18 protein-coding genes, 1 tRNA gene and 1 pseudogene are annotated in these 19,466 nt (G+C 41.4%); 11 read left to right on the top strand and 9 right to left on the bottom strand.

What is annotated here, in order from left to right:
- Positions 1-57: 57 nt before the first annotated feature.
- The 3 genes from gcvH to gcvP all read left to right on the top strand — a co-directional run bounded on the left by gcvH (position 58) and on the right by gcvP (position 3,999).
- Positions 58-438, top strand: coding sequence for a glycine cleavage system protein GcvH (gene gcvH / locus CEW93_RS06510; protein WP_089540487.1), 381 nt, complete (start codon positions 58-60; stop codon positions 436-438).
- A gap of 65 nt (positions 439-503) precedes the next feature.
- The gene (locus tag CEW93_RS06505) at positions 504-1,109 is read left to right on the top strand and encodes a hypothetical protein (RefSeq protein WP_089540485.1); all 606 of its coding nucleotides are present in this window, start codon (positions 504-506) and stop codon (positions 1,107-1,109) included.
- A gap of 31 nt (positions 1,110-1,140) precedes the next feature.
- Positions 1,141-3,999, top strand: coding sequence for an aminomethyl-transferring glycine dehydrogenase (gene gcvP / locus CEW93_RS06500; RefSeq protein ID WP_089540483.1), 2,859 nt, complete (start codon positions 1,141-1,143; stop codon positions 3,997-3,999).
- A 129-nt stretch (positions 4,000-4,128) separates the two neighbouring features.
- Here the strand turns inward: gcvP and ispF are convergent.
- The 3 genes and pseudogenes from ispF to CEW93_RS06485 form a co-directional block, all read right to left on the bottom strand.
- A pseudogene (gene ispF, locus CEW93_RS06495) lies at positions 4,129-4,383 on the bottom strand (2-C-methyl-D-erythritol 2,4-cyclodiphosphate synthase); the annotation flags it as partial.
- Between the two features lie 72 nt (positions 4,384-4,455).
- Entirely contained in the window at positions 4,456-5,319 is an 864-nt protein-coding gene (locus tag CEW93_RS06490; protein WP_222432728.1) for an ABC transporter six-transmembrane domain-containing protein, read from the bottom strand.
- Positions 5,306-5,752 (bottom strand): MarR family winged helix-turn-helix transcriptional regulator, encoded by a 447-nt coding sequence (locus tag CEW93_RS06485; protein WP_186727920.1) that lies wholly within the window; start codon positions 5,750-5,752, stop codon positions 5,306-5,308. The genes CEW93_RS06490 and CEW93_RS06485 overlap by 14 nt, the downstream gene beginning before the upstream one ends.
- Positions 5,753-5,931: 179 nt before the next feature.
- Here CEW93_RS06485 and mnmA point away from each other — a divergent pair, with 179 nt between their 5' ends.
- The 4 genes from mnmA to CEW93_RS06470 all read left to right on the top strand — a co-directional run bounded on the left by mnmA (position 5,932) and on the right by CEW93_RS06470 (position 8,624).
- A complete protein-coding gene (gene mnmA / locus CEW93_RS06480) occupies positions 5,932-7,077 on the top strand; it encodes a tRNA 2-thiouridine(34) synthase MnmA (protein WP_089540478.1) in 1,146 nt (381 codons plus the stop codon).
- Positions 7,078-7,158: 81 nt separating this feature from the next.
- On the top strand, positions 7,159-7,350 hold the full coding sequence (locus CEW93_RS11000) for a hypothetical protein (RefSeq protein ID WP_255503988.1): 192 nt from the start codon (positions 7,159-7,161) through the stop codon (positions 7,348-7,350).
- Positions 7,351-7,413: 63 nt separating this feature from the next.
- Positions 7,414-7,725 carry a hypothetical protein gene (locus CEW93_RS10995; protein ID WP_255503987.1) on the top strand — a complete coding sequence of 104 codons (312 nt, stop codon included), beginning with the start codon at positions 7,414-7,416 and terminating at the stop codon, positions 7,723-7,725.
- 95 nt (positions 7,726-7,820) lie between these two features.
- The gene (locus CEW93_RS06470) at positions 7,821-8,624 is read left to right on the top strand and encodes a macro domain-containing protein (RefSeq protein WP_222432727.1); all 804 of its coding nucleotides are present in this window, start codon (positions 7,821-7,823) and stop codon (positions 8,622-8,624) included.
- Positions 8,625-8,680: 56 nt separating this feature from the next.
- Here the strand turns inward: CEW93_RS06470 and ubiA are convergent, their stop codons facing one another.
- Positions 8,681-9,571 (bottom strand): 4-hydroxybenzoate octaprenyltransferase, encoded by an 891-nt coding sequence (gene ubiA, locus CEW93_RS06465; RefSeq protein WP_089540538.1) that lies wholly within the window; start codon positions 9,569-9,571, stop codon positions 8,681-8,683.
- A 176-nt stretch (positions 9,572-9,747) separates the two neighbouring features.
- Between ubiA and lysA the strand changes: the two genes are divergently transcribed.
- Positions 9,748-11,064, top strand: a complete 1,317-nt coding sequence (gene lysA / locus CEW93_RS06460; RefSeq protein WP_089540474.1) for a diaminopimelate decarboxylase — start codon at positions 9,748-9,750, stop codon at positions 11,062-11,064.
- 96 nt (positions 11,065-11,160) lie between these two features.
- On the top strand, positions 11,161-11,904 hold the full coding sequence (locus tag CEW93_RS06455) for a hypothetical protein (RefSeq protein WP_089540472.1): 744 nt from the start codon (positions 11,161-11,163) through the stop codon (positions 11,902-11,904).
- 45 nt (positions 11,905-11,949) lie between these two features.
- On the opposite strand, the gene dusB is transcribed toward CEW93_RS06455, so the two are convergent.
- Positions 11,950-12,978 (bottom strand): tRNA dihydrouridine synthase DusB, encoded by a 1,029-nt coding sequence (gene dusB / locus CEW93_RS06450; RefSeq protein ID WP_089540470.1) that lies wholly within the window; start codon positions 12,976-12,978, stop codon positions 11,950-11,952.
- A 204-nt stretch (positions 12,979-13,182) separates the two neighbouring features.
- Between dusB and CEW93_RS06445 the strand changes: the two genes are divergently transcribed.
- Positions 13,183-13,259, top strand: a tRNA-Ile gene (locus tag CEW93_RS06445).
- A 159-nt stretch (positions 13,260-13,418) separates the two neighbouring features.
- Here CEW93_RS06445 and CEW93_RS06440 read toward each other — a convergent pair.
- The 3 genes from CEW93_RS06440 to CEW93_RS06430 form a co-directional block, all read right to left on the bottom strand.
- Entirely contained in the window at positions 13,419-14,144 is a 726-nt protein-coding gene (locus tag CEW93_RS06440) for a 16S rRNA (uracil(1498)-N(3))-methyltransferase (protein WP_089540468.1), read from the bottom strand.
- Positions 14,145-14,193: 49 nt separating this feature from the next.
- Entirely contained in the window at positions 14,194-15,666 is a 1,473-nt protein-coding gene (locus CEW93_RS06435; RefSeq protein WP_089540466.1) for a pitrilysin family protein, read from the bottom strand.
- Positions 15,667-15,767: 101 nt separating this feature from the next.
- Positions 15,768-17,222: a pitrilysin family protein gene (locus CEW93_RS06430; protein WP_186727919.1), complete on the bottom strand. Its 1,455-nt coding sequence runs from the start codon at positions 17,220-17,222 to the stop codon at positions 15,768-15,770.
- Between the two features lie 385 nt (positions 17,223-17,607).
- Between CEW93_RS06430 and sodC the strand changes: the two genes are divergently transcribed.
- Positions 17,608-18,150: a superoxide dismutase family protein gene (sodC, locus tag CEW93_RS06425; protein WP_089540462.1), complete on the top strand. Its 543-nt coding sequence runs from the start codon at positions 17,608-17,610 to the stop codon at positions 18,148-18,150.
- A gap of 543 nt (positions 18,151-18,693) precedes the next feature.
- Here sodC and CEW93_RS06420 read toward each other — a convergent pair.
- Positions 18,694-19,347: a M15 family metallopeptidase gene (locus CEW93_RS06420; protein ID WP_089540460.1), complete on the bottom strand. Its 654-nt coding sequence runs from the start codon at positions 19,345-19,347 to the stop codon at positions 18,694-18,696.
- Between the last annotated feature and the right edge of the window lie 119 nt (positions 19,348-19,466).

Here is a 19,466-nt window from a genome sequence, read left to right as displayed (position 1 = left end):
TTTAAAAGTGCTTGCTTTACTCCCTATTTTTGACAACAAACTCACTAGGAGACACCCATGAGTAATATCCCTGCTGATTTAAAATACGTTGCCAGCCACGAGTGGCTACGCCTAGAAGCTGACGGCACCATCACTGTTGGCATCACCGACCACGCCCAAGATTTGCTCGGTGATGTGGTCTATGTTGAGCTGCCCGAAGTGGGTAGCATTGTGGAAGCTGACCAAGAGATTGCGGTGGTTGAAAGCGTCAAAGCCGCCTCTGATGTCTATGCCCCCATCTCTGGCGAAATCGTAGAAATCAATGAAGAACTGGTGGATAACCCAGAGCTTGCCAATGAAGACCCTTATGGTGCAGCCTGGTTCTTTAAGGTTAAGCCTGCCAATCCTGCTGATTATGACAACCTAATGAGTGCGGACGAATATCAAAACAGTCTGTAAGCACAAGCAATCATGGTGTGATTTTTTAAAAATTTACGCCATGATTAATTTATCATGCAGAATATATGAAATTATCAAAAATCTTACCAATCATATTTTTCATTAGTTTTCCGAATTTATTGTTTTCACAAACAAATAATCAGTCAATCGCCATGAGTAAGTACAAACAGCGAATAATGAATGAACTTAGCAAAGAAGAATATGAATTTTTAGAAAATTTATCCAAATTGGTACAAGAAGATAATCAAATTATAGACTATCAAAAATACATTCAGTTAGCAAAAACAGACAATAAAGGTATATTTTGGTATCAGTGTGCAGAAATACTATCAAAATTACCAGAAAATCAGCAACTAGATATCAGGTTAAATGGGCGTTTATTTGTTGCTAATCATATTTTAACTGAATTATTAAAGTACAATCCAAATTCTTTTGACATTTTAGTTCAAAAAGTTATAACATTAAATTATTTAGTTCACGGTTATTCTGCTTTTAGCAATGGTTTAATGATAACAGCAGATACAGAAAAATATGAAAATGCAAAATACATTTTTAATACGCTTTATCAAGAATACCGAGACACTTTGAATAATGCAATAGAACTTCATCCCAATGACGAGTGGTTTTTAGAGAAAAAGCAAGATTTTGAAGAAAATTTTAACCCATACTAATCCCAACTTAATATTTTTTTAAGGAAACCCCATGACCCAAACTTTCTCTGACCTATTTAACCAAAACGCCTTTGTGGAACGCCACCTTGGCAAAGACCAAAACGAACAACAAGCCCTATTAAACACCGTGGGCTTTGATGATTTAGAGAGCTTCATTGATGCCGTTGTTCCCCAAGCAGTGCGTCTTAACAAACCACTTGACCTACCCACCGCCACCACCGAACACGAAGCCCTTGCCAAACTGCGAGCGATGGCGGATAACATCACGGTCGCCAAAAGCTATATCGGTCAAGGCTACAGCCCCACTCGCCTGCCTGCTGTTATCCAGCGTAATGTGCTAGAAAATCCCGGTTGGTACACCGCTTACACCCCCTACCAAGCCGAAATCGCCCAAGGTCGCCTAGAAGCCCTACTCAACTTCCAACAAGTGTGCATTGACTTGACTGGCATGGACTTGGCAGGGGCAAGTTTGCTGGACGAAGCGACTGCTGCCGCAGAAGCCATGACCATGGCAAAACGCTGTGCCAAATCCAAATCCAACCAGTTTTTTGTGGATAGTCGCACTTACCCACAAACCCTAGATGTCATCAAAACTCGTGCCAAATATTTTGACTTTGAGGTGGTAGTAGGTGATTTTGACACCGCCAAATCTGGTGAGTTTTTTGGGGCGTATTTTCAATATGCTGGCAAAGACGGTGATGTGGTGGACTTAATAGATGTCATCGCTGCCGTTAAAGAAAAAGGGGCGTACGCCATTGTAGGGGCAGATATTATGAGTCTTGTCCTACTCAAATCGCCAAGCGAGATGGGAGCAGACATTGCCCTAGGTAGCACTCAGCGTTTTGGTGTACCGATGGGTTTTGGGGGTCCGCACGCTGCTTATTTTGCCTTTAAAGACAAAGACAAACGCTCTGCTCCTGGTCGTATCATCGGTGTCTCCAAAGACGCCCAAGGCAACACCGCCCTACGTATGGCACTACAAACTCGTGAGCAACACATCCGCCGTGAAAAAGCCAACTCAAACATCTGCACCAGCCAAGTTTTACTTGCCAACTTGGCAGGCATGTATGCCGTCTATCATGGTCCTGTTGGGTTAAAACGCATTGCCACACGCATTCACGCCCTAGCGGTCGCCTTTGCCAAAGCAGTCAAATTAAGTGGTTTAAAGGTACGTCATGACGTATTTTTTGATACCGTGCTGGTTGATTTTGATAAGGCAGATGACGCCCAAAAAGTTTTTAATACCGCCAAAGAACGTGGCTACAACCTATGGACACACGGCGAAACTGGCGTGTCAGTGGCATTTCATGAACTGACCGAAAGAGAAGATTTTGATGCCTTGTGTGAAATTTTTGGAGCTACTGGCAGTCTTGATGTGGCTGAAAGTGCTTTGGGGGATTTAGAGCGTACAGATGAGATTTTGACCCACCCTGTCTTTAACAGTCATCACACCGAACATCAAATGCTTCGCTATCTTAAATCCTTAGAAGACAAAGATTTGGCGATGAACCGCTCTATGATTTCGCTAGGCTCTTGCACCATGAAATTAAATGCCACAAGCGAGATGTTACCGATTACTTGGAATGAGTTTGCCAATGTTCACCCATTTGCTCCACGTGAACAAGTCTTGGGCTACATTGAGATGATTGACAGTCTGCAAGAGCAATTAAAAGCCATTACGGGTTTTGATGAAATCAGTATGCAGCCTAACTCTGGGGCAAGTGGTGAATATGCAGGGCTTTTAGCGATTCGCCGTTATCATGAGTCTCAAGGTCAAACAGACCGCAACGTCTGCCTAATCCCCCGCTCAGCACACGGCACCAACCCTGCCACCGCTCAAATGATGGGCATGAAAGTGGTGGTCGTTGCCACCGATGACAACGGCAACGTGGATATTGATGATTTGACCGCCAAATGTGAAGCACATTCTGACAATCTTGGGGCGTTGATGATTACTTATCCGTCCACACATGGCGTGTTTGAAGAAGGCATTCGTGATATTTGCGACCTGATTCACGAACACGGCGGGCAAGTGTATATGGACGGTGCCAACATGAACGCACAGGTGGGCATCATGCAGCCTGCGGACGTAGGGGCGGACGTGCTACACATGAACCTACACAAGACATTCTGCATTCCACATGGTGGTGGCGGTCCTGGCATGGGTCCCATTGGTCTAAAATCCCACCTTACCCCCTTTATTGCCAGCCACAGCGTAACGCCTGTGCATAATGCCACCAATGGTCAAGGTGCGGTATCAGCAGCCCCTTATGGCTCAGCAAGCATTTTGCCGATTTCGTGGATGTACATCACCATGATGGGACGTGATGGACTGCTATCAGCAACCAAACAAGCCTTGCTCAATGCCAACTATGTTGCCAAATCACTGTCAGACGACTATCCTGTGCTTTATACGGGCAAAAATGGCTTTGTGGCTCATGAATGCATCATTGACATCCGCCCCCTAAAAGAAGAAACCGGCATCACAGAAACTGACATCGCCAAACGCTTGATGGACTATGGTTTTCACGCACCAACCATGTCATTCCCTGTGGCAGGTACGCTCATGATTGAGCCCACCGAGTCCGAGAGCAAAGATGAGCTAGACCGCTTCATTGCCGCCTTAAAGCAAATCAAACAAGAAGCCTTAAAGGTGAAAAATGGTGCAGATGGCTGGACACTTGACAACAACCCCCTAGTCAATGCCCCACACACCGCCAGCGTAGTAACGGCTGATACTTGGGAGCGTGCTTATAGTCGTGATTATGCCGCCTTCCCACTAGACTATGTGCGTAAACACAAGTTTTGGCCAAGCGTTGGTCGTGTGGACGACGTTTATGGTGATAAGAACTTGATTTGTAGTTGTCCGAGTATCGACAACTATGAGTAATCACTCTTAACCATCAAAAACCGCTCATGATTTATGGGCGGTTTTTATACAAAATACTCAAAATACCATACAATAATCATCTTGTTAGCATTGACCACCTTGCAAAATTCTACCTTAACCCTAAATTTGTACCAATTCATAAACCTGTTTTAATAAAACTTTACTGTCCGTGCCCTTAAAAGCAGGGTCAGTATCAGGAAAGTGCTGACCAATATCGCCCAGTGCCAACGCCCCCAAAAGTGCGTCCGCCAAAGCGTGCAATAACACATCACCATCTGAATGGGCTTTGATGCCTTGTGTGTGGGGAATACGCACACCACCTAGCGTCACAAAATCACCCTGTGTAAAAGCATGAACATCCAAACCTTGACCAATTCTTAACATCAACCATCCCCAAACAATCATTTATCATAGTGTATCATCTTAATCTTTTTCCATCAATGAGCACCAAAGACATCAAGATAGTGACACCCGTTTACCAATATCTTTTAGATTAGAAAACTCCTCTATCAATCGCGGCATATCATCAAGACACATGGCAAAAGTCCAAAGATAAGTAATGACGGCATAAATATGCCCTGCTTCTGCCCTTTTGGTGGTGAGCTGAATGATGCTCACCGCAAATAATATCGCCATTGCTACGCCCACCATCAAATAACTCAGTGCCTCTCTGTTAGACAAGCGAATACGAATTTTTGCCAACAGGTCATAGTGCCTTATCAGTTCATCGAAACGACCACGCTCAATCACGCTCACTTCTTTTTCTAGGCGATTGTTGAGTTTGGCATAAATACCACCATTGACTTTGGTATAGGTTGGCATAATCACCATAAATACTGCCAAAATCACACAAGCCACTACCCCCGACCAAAACTCAATCAATAGCAGCATGGCTACCGAGCCCATCACCGAAAAGCCAGCAGTCATCAGCACTGGTAAATGTAGCTCAAAAAAATTCACAAACTGACGAGACAATGCCACTCTAGCACTAATGGCAGACGTATCCAATCCTTGCTCACGCTGTGAGACAATCACAGGCACCGCCAAATTGGCATAAATACGAGCAAAGGTGCGTGTATCCACCGCTCGTCTTGATGAGCCAACCAGCCAAATCAACAGCACTACCACAGCATAACTTAACGCCTGCCACAAATTCCCCACAACAATGGCGTTGACAGCAAAACTACCAAACAAGGGATAAGTCAACAATAACACATTTTCTAATGCCACCAACAAAAAGGTCAATGACAAGGCAGGTTTGTTGGTTTTGGCAATATGCCAAAGACTTGACCAAACATTATTAGTGCTATTCATTGTCATGATTTATTCCCACCAAACCCAAATTTTGGCTTAAAATCTGTGTCAGTTTTAGAATGTCTGTTTCAAATTTGACCAATGCTTGTTCACCAAACTCTCTCATGCTGTCATATTCTATCTGCTCAAGATGTGCCAACATAGGTATCACTACCTCTTGTCCATTAGTGGTCAAACGCAATAATTTAGCACGCTTGTCAGTGCTATCAATCTGATAGACAACCAAACCTTTGGCAATCAGCTGTTTACAAACATTGCTTACGGTTTGTTTGGGTAAACACCAATCTTGGGCGATTTGCTTGGGCGTGCATTGACCATGCCGACCAATAGAATACAATACAAAAAATTCATTATTTAAATAGCCTTGCTGTTTTGCCCATTGTTCATACAAATTCAAAAACTTCATCATGGATTCAGCAATCGTATCTAGTGCGTGCATGATTGACCTTACTGTAAAAAATATATCAAAAAATAAAAAGTCCGATATGGTACTAATTTTAGCTATTATAGTACCATTTGGTACTTTTTTCAAGAAAATTATTGCTACCTGTTTACTTGCAAAATGCACCACCATGCCTATATAATTTTAAGTTTAAAATACCCACAAAGAGCCATCTTATGACCCAAGCCTTTACCCTTGCCGATGTTGCCACCAGCCTGAATAAACCCCCCAAAGACATCAAAGTCATCGTGGGTATGTCTGGTGGCGTGGACAGTTCTGTATCTGCTGTTTTATTAAAAGAAGCAGGCTTTGATGTAGAAGGCTTGTTCATGAAAAACTGGGAAGAAGATGACGGCACCGAATATTGCACCGCCATGACTGATTTGGCTGATGCACAAGCGGTGGCGGACAGTATTGGTATCACACTTCATACCGCCAATTTTTCGGCGGAGTATTGGGATAATGTCTTTGAGCATTTTTTGGAAGAATATGAATCAGGTCGCACGCCAAACCCTGATATTTTGTGCAACAAAGAAGTCAAATTTAAAGCCTTTTTGGATTATGCTTTAAACCTTGGGGCAGACTATATCGCCACAGGACATTATGCACGGCGTGGCTTTGAACAAGATGGTAAAGCGTGTTTGTTGCGGGGGCTAGACAATAACAAAGACCAAAGTTACTTTTTACACGCAGTAAGTGGTGAAAAAATCGCCAAAACTTTATTTCCTGTGGGCGAACTTGAAAAACAAGACGTGCGTGCCATTGCCGAAAAACATGGGCTTGCTACTGCCAAAAAAAAGGACAGTACAGGCATTTGCTTTATTGGTGAGCGTAAATTTAAGGACTTTTTACAAACCTATCTGCCTGCCAAACAAGGCGACATTTATAGTGATGATGGTCTAAAATTAGGCACGCATGACGGTTTGATGTACTACACCATCGGTCAGCGTGGCGGCATTGGCATTGGCGGTGTGGCAAATCGCCCCGAAGAGCCGTGGTTTGTTTTGCATAAAGATTTGGTGAATAATCGCTTAATTGTTGGGCAAGGACATGACCACCCCATGTTACAAAGCACTGAGCTCACCGCTTACAAACTGGACTGGGTTGTTAGCCCGCCTGCTGATGGCATTAAACTTACTGCCAAAACCCGCTACCGCCAAAGCGACCAAACCTGCACCATTTACCATGATGATGACAAAGTGCGTGTGGTCTTTGATGAGCCACAAAGAGCGGTTACTTTGGGGCAGTCGGTGGTGTTTTATGATGGTGAAGTGTGCTTGGGTGGCGGTGTCATTGATAGTTGTAATGTAACAGTGGGTTAAATTCATTAATATTCATTAATTATGTGTAACACATAAAATCAATATTTTTATTCATACAACTTTAATTAGAGAGATTTCTATATGAGCAACAGAACCAAAAATTATTCTGCATTTTATGTCAAAGAGCCTTTTAGTGAAAGCAATTTAAAAGCACATGCTACTAAAGATTTTTGTTTTTACAATTTATTGAAAGCTTGGAAAGCAGCAGACAACTCTTTTCCTTTCATTAATGCACATGATGCAACTTACAATGTGCGTGATGGTAGTGATTAGGAGGGAACATTAAAACCTAGACTTCATCAACGATTAAGCGTATCTAAAAATGTCATTTTATTTTTGAGTGAAAGAACCTTAAATTCAAGAGCATTGCGCGAAGAAATTGAATATGGTATTGGAACGAAAGGTTTGCCTGTTATTGTGGTTTATCCAGATTATTCAGATGAGTCATCATTATTAAACTCACAACAAACAGATTTAAATAATAAAATTAAATCATTGTGGGATAATTTACCCAGGTTTCGTGAGTTAATGGAAAATGTACCAACATTGCATATCCCAATGAAAAAAGAGACTATTCGAAAAGCATTGAATAATAGCAATTTTACCGTTCAAAATAAACGTGATAGTGGAATTTACTTTTATAGATAAGTGAAGTTAGGGGGAGTATTTCTATGAAATAACTTCCTTTTTTATTTTAGAGAATAATAAATGAAAGTTCGTTTTTTGATGCTAATTTAAGAAAAATGTTTTGGAGCTATTTCTCTGCCTTCTCTACAATATTTGGTTTAATAGTTTTATTTATTGACAATCAACCATTAAAAGAAAAAATCTATTATCCTATTGGATTAATTACATTTTCCTTTTTATTTTATATAGGATTATGGATATATGTCTCAAAATGGAAAAAAATTAATCTTTATATTGAAAATACAACTATTTCCATAGTAACTGGAGATATCTTTGTTCAAGATGATTTGAAAGCCATTCCATTTAATGAGTACTTTGATACAAAAGTAGATAATGAAATTATTTCAAAAGCTTCTTTAAATGGTATTTTTATTGAAAAAATAATTAATCAAACTGTTGATGAATTAGATAGCTACATTAATAAATACAAATTTAGAGATGAAAATATTTTAGAAAAAAATACAAGCCGTCTTGATGGAAAAAAACAAAAATATAAAATTGGCACAGTTTGTTTATATAATGATGAATACTTAATAACTGCTTTTGCTAAATTTAATAATTTAAATCAAGCAGTTCTAACAATGCCGGAGTATTTGGAGTTTTTGATTAAATTTTGGGACGAAATCAATGCAGTTTATGCTCAAAGAAGTGTATCGGTTCCAATATTTGGCTCTGGCATTACTCGGATAAAAGAACATAAAAATATTACTGATGAAGAGTTATTAAAAATAATGCTATGGACATTTAGAATTAGTGAAACAAGATTTAAATATCCAGCGCAATTAAGAATAGTTGTTCATCCAGATAAAATAGATAAAATTAACTTATTTGAAATAAAATCGCTACAAAATGGAATTTGACTCTTTGGGTCATTTTTCCAAAAACCAATAAAAACCGAATTGCTTACTACTAAAAGTTAAAACAAACAGCAACCAACCACCAACAGCAACATATACCGCCCCACCCACGCATTTTGACGAAAGGCACTAAAACAGCTGAGACGTTCTTTATGTTTAATCAAATGATACTGATGAATGACCATTGCTACCACAGGTAATATGCCTAACACCGCCCAACCATTAAAATAATGCCACAACACCACCGCCATCATTCCCACAAAACACGCCTGCAACATCATGATGATGACCACATCCAGTCGACCAAATAAAATGGCAGTAGATTTGACACCAATTCTTATGTCATCATCCCTATCACACATGGCGTATTGAGTGTCATACGCCACCGTCCAACACATATACGCCCCAAACACCAGCCAGCCCCAAACATCCACCTTACCAATGGTCGCCACATACGCCATTGGCACCGCCCACCCAAACGCCATTGCCAGCACCACTTGAGGCAGGTGGGTATAACGTTTCATAAATGGATAAATAAAGGCAAGCACCACCGCAATGAGCGACCAATAAAACACCTGTACGGGCAAAAACACAAGCAAACTTGCTGCCAAAAGCGACAACCCAACAAAAGTCAAAACTGCTGTTTTTGCTGACAATCGTCCGTCTGCCAAGGGGCGAGATTTGGTGCGTTTGACTTGCCCATCTACTTTGCGGTCAGCAAAATCATTGATGGCACAACCTGAGGCACGCATGAGTACTGCCCCCATCGCAAAAATCACCACATGAGCGACACTCGGTAGTCTCCCAAACCCAACGTTTGCCAAAAATAACGCCCACAAGGTCGGATAAAGTAGCAGTTCTGTGCCAATTGGTTTGTCAAAACGTGTCAAATGTAGCCATGCAATAAATTTGTCCTTAAAGGTGTGGTGCTTTAAAACTGGTGCAGTCATAACATCTAAAATCAAGAAAAACCTTGACCATTTTAACATAAAAAGCCCCAAACATCGTCATCATGCCTTTACTGGCAGTCATCAGCTTTTAAAACCACTCAAAACCCAAAATAAAAATGGTAAAATCATCATTTTTTGTTACAATAAGCCCCCAACACTCACATCATGGAGCAGTCATGGCAAACAGCACCCAACACCCCATCTTGACGTTAGACCCAAAATCTTTTGTGGCAGATTTGCCGTTTATCCATTACCAAGATGGCACACTTTTTATAGATAATGTCAGTACAAAAACTTTAAGTGAAGTTTATGGCACACCACTTTATGTATATAGCAAAAACGCCCTACTTGCCAATTATCAGGCGTATGTGGACAGCTTTGCTCCTTTGTCAGATGTACAAATTTGCTATGCAGTCAAATCCAATTCAAACTTAGCCGTACTTGCCACTCTTGCCACAGCAGGGGCAGGTTTTGACATTGTGTCAGTGGGCGAGCTTTTTCGTGTATTAAAAGCAGGCGGACAGGCCAGTAAAATCGTCTATTCTGGTGTGGGAAAAACCGCTGACGACATCACCACTGCCCTAGATGCAGGGATTGGCTGTTTTAATGTGGAAGCCATCAGCGAGATTGAGCTTATCAGTCAAGTTGCAAGCAAACTGAACAAAGTCGCTCCCATCGCCCTACGCATCAATCCTGATGTGGACGCAAAAACGCACCCTTATATCTCCACAGGTTTAAAAGACAACAAGTTTGGCATCAGTCATGACCAAGCCATTCAAGCGTATCAGCTTGCCAAATCACTGCCAAATCTTGATCTCATTGGCATTGATTGCCATATTGGTTCACAGCTGACCGACATACAGCCCTTTGTGGATGCTTTGGATAAAATGATTGAGATTATTGACCAACTTTATCGCCTTGGTATCAATCTACGCCATTTGGATTTGGGTGGTGGTTTGGGCGTGCGTTATGTTGATGAAAATCCTGCCAGTGTACAAACATTTGCCAATGCGTTACTGCCAAAACTGCTTGATTTGCAAAAAAAATATGGGCTTGGTTTACATTTAGAACCCGGTCGCAATATCAGTGCCAATGCAGGCGTGTTATTGACTAAGGTTGATGTGTTAAAGCCTACTGAGCACAAAAACTTTGCCATCGTGGATGCATCGATGTCTGAGCTAATTCGTCCTGCTTTGTATGACTCTGTGATGGCCATCATTCCTGCTCAGCCACACCAAGACACACCTTTTACCACTTGGAATGTTGTTGGGGCAGTTTGTGAGTCTAGCGACTTTTTGGGCAAAGACCGTCAACTTGCTTTAAAAGTAGGCGACACCCTTGCCATCACAGGAACAGGTGCGTATGGCTTTGTGATGGCAAGCAATTATAACAGCCGTCCACGACCTGCCGAGATTATGTGTGATGATGGCACACATCGTGTGGTGCGAGAACGTGAAAGCTTAGACGATTTGTGGCGTGGCGAGTGTATTTGATGGTTTTATGCAGGGGCAAATTGCCCCTATTTTTTAAATAACACACACAATGCCCAAAATTTTTGTTACAATCCTTTTATTTTTAACAGACAACCGATGAACGATTATAGCATTCCTTTGACTGATAATTTTTTAAACAACTGGCAAAGTACACTTGCCAATATCAAACACAGCTACGCCACCACCACAGATAATCTGTCCGATGAGATTTTGGTCATGGTCAGCCAAACTCAGCTCAATGATGCCCTGCAACAATACGTTGTAAAAAATGTTGGTTTGTTACTGGATTTAAAAGTAGAATTGTTAGACGATTATTTACGTTTGTATTGCACTGCCAATTTTTTGGGCATGCACTTTTCTATTGCCAGCAATTTTCGTTTGACGCAAATCAGAGCAGATAAATTTACCCAAATTGTTGTCTTTGAACAGCTCAGCGACACCGAAATTTTAGACCTACACACCAAATCATGGTGGAAAAAACCTGCCATCAAGTCAGTCATCAATATGTATCGGCGTTTTTTAAACAAAGACCCCCTGCCCTTTTTGTTGAGTCTGTCGCCAAAATTAAAAGGCAAACCTTTTATTGAATACAAAGGCAATTTTATCTATTTGGAAATTGGGCGGTGGCTAACAGCAGAAATTCAGCCCAACAAATTTCTACCCAAAGAGCGTCTCAAAGATTATTTTAAAAAAGTACAAATCAACCATGCCTATGTGCAAAAAGAAAAACTGCTGTTAAAAGCACAGCCCATTTTTAGTGAGATATTTAGCCTTGGCGACCCCAATGCTGATATTATTACCGAAAAGGACAACCCCAACAAAGACACAACGTCAGAATAGCATTAAGTGTTCATAAGTTTTCGTGATTGAGGCAGTTCATTAACACTAAGATTCTAGCTTTAAAAACTCATCCACCGCCCGATATTGTCCTGCGGTGGTTTCTTCACGATACATCGCTTCACGAAAAGCATTGGAATTGGCAAGCCCACCCGTGTACCACGCAATGTGCTTACGAGCAATGCGACAACCTGAGTATTCGCCATAAAAACGATACAACTCATCAAGGTGAGCAAGCACAATCTGTCTTAGCTCACCAGCAGTTGGGCTGGGCAGGATTTCGCCAGTGTTCAAATAATGGGTAATGTCTTTAAAAATCCACGGTCGCCCCTGAGCCGCCCTACCTATCATCACCGCATCAGCTCCTGTGTAGTCAGCAACCCATTTGGCTTTTTGGGGGCTGTCAATATCGCCATTGACAATGATGGGGATTTTGGCATGGGCTTTGACCTGCTTAATCAGCTCATAACGTGCCTGACCTGTATAAAAATCTTCTCTGGTGCGTCCGTGTATGGCAAGGGCGGATATCCCTGCTTGCTCGGCAATACTGGCAACTGTCAAAATGTTTTCTTTGCCATTTTCAAAGCCTAGGCGAGTTTTTAGCGTGATGGGTACGCCCAAATTTGCTACCGCTTCTACCGCACTATCCAGCAGTCGTTTAACCAGCTCCAAATCTTGTAGCAGTGCCGAGCCAGAGAGTTTACGGCACACTTTTTTGGCAGGGCAACCCATATTGATGTCCACAATCGCCGCCCCATTTTGTACTTGAAACTTGACCGCTTGGGCAAGTTTGTCAGGCTCAGCCCCAGCCACTTGGGCAGATATGGGAGCAATTTCTCCTTCAAAATTAGCACGGTACAAAGATTTTTTGCGAGCATACAACGCTGTGTCTGCAATCATCATCTCACTGATGGCATGACCTACCCCAAAAGACTTGGCAAGACGGCGAAAGGGATTGTCTGTTACGCCTGCCATTGGTGCCAACCATAAACGATTTTCAATCTTTAAACCGTTGATGTATAAGGGTTTTAGTAAACGATGTTGGTTATCAAGAGAGCTGTTTAAATTTTTATCCATTATCTGATTTATCATAAAGTAATTAAATTAAGTTTTTTACAGTGAATATTGTATCATATTTGCAAATTTTTAGATTTTTTTGTAGCAAGTAGTAACAAGAATTTTTAATTAACTTGATGTGTATGAAAAAAATATTTGCATTTAGTTTTAATTTATTGTAAAATATTTATCTTAATAAATGTTTAATTTTATTTATGATATTAAGGGCTCATAGCTCAGTTGGTTAGAGCAGAGGACTCATAATCCTTTGGTCGCAGGTTCAAGTCCTGCTGGGCCTACCATATTAAATAAATCAGGGTTTATAGAGATAAAAACCCTTTTTTTTGTATAAAAAATAGATAATAGCCATTTTCACTCAACAAAAACCCAAACATAAGCCTGTACTATAAACTAATTTTTATCTCAACAGCATTTTTCAAATCCAATTCACACCAGTCAGGTTAATGCGATTGCATGGCATTTATCACCGCAAGCCCTGCCATTCCCACCACGCCAGCCGTTTCTGTTCGCAAAATCCGCTCACCTATCGCCCACGATACGAAACCATGATGATGGCACAGAGCAATTTCATCAGCAGACAATCCACCTTCTGCTCCTACCAATAAACTGATGGTAGCAGGTAGCATACTTGGGTGAAAAGTGTGGTCATCATGTGGCAGACTCATGACAATTTTTAGTTCATCATGACAGGTGGGTAAAAACTCACTTAACACAATCGGTGGTAAAATTTTAGGAACAAGATTCATGCCACATTGTTCACAGGCAGAAATGGCGATTTTTTGCCAATGGTGCAATTTTTTGTAATCACGCTCATAACGCAAACGCTCAGAGCGTTCTGTTATAATGAGCTGTATGGCAGATACGCCCAACTCCACCGCCTTTTGAATGGTACAATCCATGCGTTCGCCTTTGCTGATGGCTTGGATTAGGGTGATTTTGTATGGCGGTGTGCGATTAATGGGGTTAAATTTATCAATAAAGACCGTGGCGGACTGTTTATTGATGTTGGTCAGTTTGGCGGTGTATTCCCCCCCTTGCCCATTAAACAGCGTGGCAACATCGCCCATCGTGGCTCTTAGCACCTTGCACCAATGATGATAAACGTTATCAGGTAAAACAAAATTCGTACCAACACTTAATTCATTTTCTACAAAAAATCGCATGATGTGCCTTATTTAAAGCCAGATATTTTTTAATTTGCCAAATATTAATTTGTTATTTGTCATCAGTTGGTTTATTTTTGAGTTTATCAAATAGATGTGATAGATTGGGTTTTTCTTTACCAATGGTAACAATGATAAACTCATCAGGGCGAATATAGGTATTTAGAGCATGATTGACATCATCTAAGGTCGCCTTGTCCAGTCGCACCAAATAATCATTGATGTGGTTATCAGGCAAATCATTATAGCCCAGTGTGCTTGCCGTGTGATGAATCGCCAAATTGGTGGCAAGACTCATGGGGTGGGCATATTGACGGCTGGTGCGTTCTAAGTCAAGCTCGCTTTGTGTGATGCCATGTTTTTTGGTATTATTAATCACATTTAGGGTTTTTTCTATGGCTTCGGTGGCTTTGTCAGTCTGAGTGGCAAAATAAATGCGATAATAGCCCCGCTCATCAAAGACATGCATACCGCCTTGAATGCCATAAGTATAACCGCCTTTTTTGCGAATTTCGTTCATCAAATAAGCATTAAAATCGCCCCCTGCCAAAACTGCATTACCAAGGCTAAAATTGGTACGACGTTGCCACTCTTTGGGGTCTTTGGTTTCTTTTTCGCCCATGTGTCCAATATAGATGTGTGTTTGGGTGCTGTCATAAGGGATGTGGACGTGTTGGGGTGTTGGTGGCATGGGTGCAGGTAAATCGCTTACCTTATCACCCTTGGGCAAGGTGCTTACAAGGCGGTTTGCGATGGCGTGGGCTTGTTTGTGGCCGATGTCGCCTGTGATGGTGATGTGGGCATTACTTTGGGTAAGATAGTTGTTTTTATAAGCAATCAAATCATCACGTTGGATGATGCTGACACTTTGTCGTGTGCCAATAATGGGTGTGGCATAGGGGTGCGTGCCATACATGGTCTGTAAAAATGCCAAATGAGCAAGATGGCTGGGGTTTTGTTTTTCATGCTCAAAGCCCACATCAAGCTGAGCTTGGTTGCGTTTTAAAATATTCTCGTCAAAACTGGGATTTTGTATCATCTCAACAAACAAATCAAGGGCAGAATTAAGCGCTTTGTCATCTGATAAACTTCTAAAATCAAAAGTAAAAGTATCTAAATAAGCCGCCGCCCCAAAACTTGCCCCAAGCAGCTCTGATTGTTCATCAAATTCATTTTCATCAAGATTGGTCGTGCCTTGTGTCATCATGATGGCGGTCATGTGAGCAATACCATGACCATCAGGGCGAATGGTGTCATCTTTGGCAGAACCGCCTTTAAAAGTCATAGAAATGTCTAAAATTGGCAGCTCATTGATTTGTGTAAAAATCACAGGCACACCTTGTACATCAAATCGCTCCATGCGGGGGATTTTTAATTTAAGGGGTTTATCATCACTTAGGCTGTCAAGCACAGGCAAAGGCGTGTTACTGGTAGTTGTTTGTACGTGGCTGTGATGATTTGCCAAAACGGGCGTGGTGCATAATAACAAAGCAAAACTGAGCGATTTTAGGGTAAAACTCTTCATATTTTTTGTATCTTTGATGTGTTTATTGTAAGTCTGATAAAATAAGATTGAGATAAATTAAGCTGTTAATCACATCTGGCATTTTAAAATAATTTTGGTAATCATTGCTCATCTTTATCAGTTGGTAAAATATAAGCTGTGTACATACGTTCATCGGTCAAGTATTTTTTGCCCGCATTTTTGATTTCATCAGCAGTAATGGTTGGCATGGTGTCTAACTCTTGTTGGATTTGCTCAAAACTGATGTTGTTGTGGTGAAGCTCACCTAGAATTTGAGCCTGCCCTGACACGCCTTCGGATGCAAATACCAAGGCGGTTTTTAAAGCAATAAAAGAACGGTCAAGCTCTTTTTGGGTAATGGGGTCGGTCATGGTGCGTTTTATTTCATCAAGCACAAGCTGTTTGGTGTCATCAAGGCTGCTCCCTGCTTTGGGCGTAATACCAACAACAAATAAGCCATCACCATAGCTTGTGCCTTGATAACTGGCACTGACAGAAGTAACCTTGTTATTTTTAATTAAATTTTTGGCAAAACGGCTAGACCCGCCACCACTTAACACGTCATCAAATAAGCCCAAAGCAAGCAATTCACGCTGTGTTTTGGGGTTGTCATGACCGCTTAGGCGTAAGCTAGATAAGCTTGGGACTTGCCATGCCAAAATAATGCTTGGTACTTTGACAGGTTCGTAAATGGTGATGGTACGTTCATTGATACCGCCTTGTCCAACAAATATATCATCAGCATGAATAAACTGGGCAGGTGTGCGTGGGGGTGTCTTTGCTCCTTTGGGGATTTGTCCAAAATATTTTTTCACCCAAGCCAAAGCATCATCACTGTCCACATCGCCAACAATAACCAGTGTGGCATTATTTGGCACATACCATGTTTGATACCAGTTTTGTAAGTCGTCCATACTTAGGTTGTTGATGTCTGCCATGCTGCCAATCACAGGGTGAGCACGTGGCGTGTCTTTATAAATAAAGGCTCGCCAAGTTTCAAATGCCTTTGCCATGGGATTATCATCGGTGCGAACTCGGCGTTCTTCTTGGATAACTTGACGTTCGCTTTGGATTTGTTCAGGTTTAAACAAGATATTTTTCATGCGATTGGCTTCAAGCTCCAAGGCTAAGGGATAGCGATTGGCAGGCAAAATCTCATGATAAACGGTAACATCTGCGTTAGTATAGGCGTTGTTGTTGCCCCCATAATGGCTAATCAGTTGGCTAAATTCATCACCAGAGACCTTGGGGGTGTCTTTAAACATCAAATGCTCCAAAAAATGCGACAACCCGCCTTTACCAACTGGCTCATCATTTGCCCCCACGCCATACCAAATCTGGGTCATGACGACAGGAGCTCGCCTGTCTTCTTTGATGATGACAGTAAGACCGTTGTCTAATTTGTGTTTTTTAATGTCTTGAAATAGGCGTAATTGTTGAGTTTTGGGTGTGTTATGTGTATTTTGTGGGGTCGTATTGGTTAAAGTTTGGCAAGCACTCAAATAAAAAGGCAAAAAAATAGCCAATGATAAAGCAAAGGGCTTTAAGATATTCATGGTTATTCTCAAATGTAAAAGCATCCTAATATAACATATTTTAAGACCAAGTGGTAATTTAGACTTAGTAAAATATGCTTTACTTCATCAAGATATCTGCTACATATCAATCAATTTTTCTACATTTAAAGGATTACCAGCTTGTCATCTTGATATTTACAGTACCGCAAACCAAGATGATCAAGCCAATAAACCATTTTTAAAACACCGCTAAAAACAAAAGAAAACCCTACCATACCGCACCCACAATCCAACCACCAATCAAAATTTTTAGATTTCTCATTTTCTTATTTGTGTATTTTTGTTACAATGACCACACCTTCATGACGGCTATGGCTGTTGTGGATAGTTTTAATTTTTTTTAGTGGCATTTCAAGGATTTTTTATGAAGATTAAATTTGTCAATAAATTATTATGCACAGCTCTATTGGCAGTATCTACAGTAGCAATGGCAAAGCCAGCACTGACCATCAATATGCAACTGCTTGACCCTGTTGCTGGCAACAAAGATGTTGGCGTGGTTGAAGTAACTCGCTCAAAACATGGTTTGGTGTTCACACCCAAACTGCATGGTTTGACTGCTGGTGCACATGGCTTTCACCTGCATGAAAACCCAAGCTGTGAACCCAAAGAAAAAGACGGCAAACTGGTAGCAGGTTTGGGGGCAGGTGGTCATTGGGACCCCAAACATGCAGGCAAACATGGTCTGCCTTGGCAACATGATGCCCACTTGGGTGATTTGCCTGTGCTGATTGTCAATGCTGATGGCACAGCTTCCACATCAGTATTGGCACCACGCATCAAACGCTTAGAACAAATCAAAGGTTTGTCTTTGATGATTCATGAAGGTGGCGATAACCATTCTGACCATCCAGCACCTTTGGGCGGTGGCGGTGCTCGCATGGCGTGTGGGGTGATTGCCAAATAAACAAGCATAGCAAATATAAAAACCCTTGGTCATCAAGGGTTTTTAAGTAGAAGGCTGGCTTATCAAGATGACTGGGGGCATTAGAATGATGCCTAAATGCATGATGCATCCCAAATTTTACCCCTAAAATTGTGTATTGCAATAAAAATTTATGGACTTTATATAAAAAACCCTTAAAGCCATACACTTCAAGGGTTTTTGAACTTTAACGAACTTCTACGGAAGTTTAGATGGTACCAGTGGTCGGACTGGAATTACTTATATAATATATTGATAATATTGTATTTTTTTATATTTGAAATTAAATATACTTTCATATATACTCTTATTATTTCACCCTATCACTTAACTAAAAAATCTCATCAAAGCTGGTGCATACGCCAGATTTTCAATAAAAACCCCAAATGGGGTTTTTTATTTTAAGCCATCTACACGATGGATAACAGTCGCTGTCGCAATGTGATTGAGATTTATCAGCTAGAACAAGAGTAATCAGCTCAGGCAAAACAAAAGCCGCTCAAATGAGCAGCTTTTGGAGCAGAATCAAGCAGGCAACTCAAAATGCGGACCATCTAAGAAGCGTCCACCACCTGCACGATAGGCTTTCACCCAATCTTGCGGTGTACCAGATTTATTAGTGATGGTCGTCCATGCTCCACCCCAACGAACTTTAACGCCAAGCTCTGTGGCGGCAGTTGCCATTGCTTTTGCAAGTGGGTAGTAGTCATTAAAATCCCAAGACACTTGACCATCTACTACGGGGGCAATATCTACAGCATGACCCGTCAGATGTCGGCTATTCATTGTCTTAGAGGCACCTTTGGCCACAAGCTGACGCTGACGCTCTTTAGTACGCACCCCTTCAACAACCATGAAATCAATGGGGGTAATTTCAATCGCTCGCTTGACCACTTTGACAAGATTGTCATTAACGCCTTCTAATCGCTTTAAGCTCTTTTCGCCAAGCTCAAAGCCACTAGCTTCAACAAGTGGCTGGTCAGGCTTGGGTGTGGCAAGCTCAGGGTGTGATGCGTTTTGTTGCTCAACTGCTCGCTTGGCTTCTGCATCTAGCAGCTCGTTAGCAGCAGCGGCTTTGACTGCAGCAACTGTTTTGGGGCCGGCAATGCCGTCAACTTCGTCTGTGTATAGCCCTGCTTGCTTAAGTGTGGTTTGGATTTGTTTGATATAACTACTCATAGTTCACTCCATAAAAAAGCCCCAAAGTGGGGCGGAAAAAAATAAACTTACTTAAAAATCGCTTTAAACGCTGTCTTAATTTCAGTGATAATCTCATGCAACGTCTTACCTTCCATCAT

The sequence above is a fragment of the Moraxella sp. VT-16-12 genome (assembly GCF_002224245.2).
Lineage (GTDB): Bacteria > Pseudomonadota > Gammaproteobacteria > Pseudomonadales > Moraxellaceae > Moraxella.
Note: the sequence above shows the minus strand (reverse complement) of the source record. Positions and strands in the feature narration are given on the sequence as shown.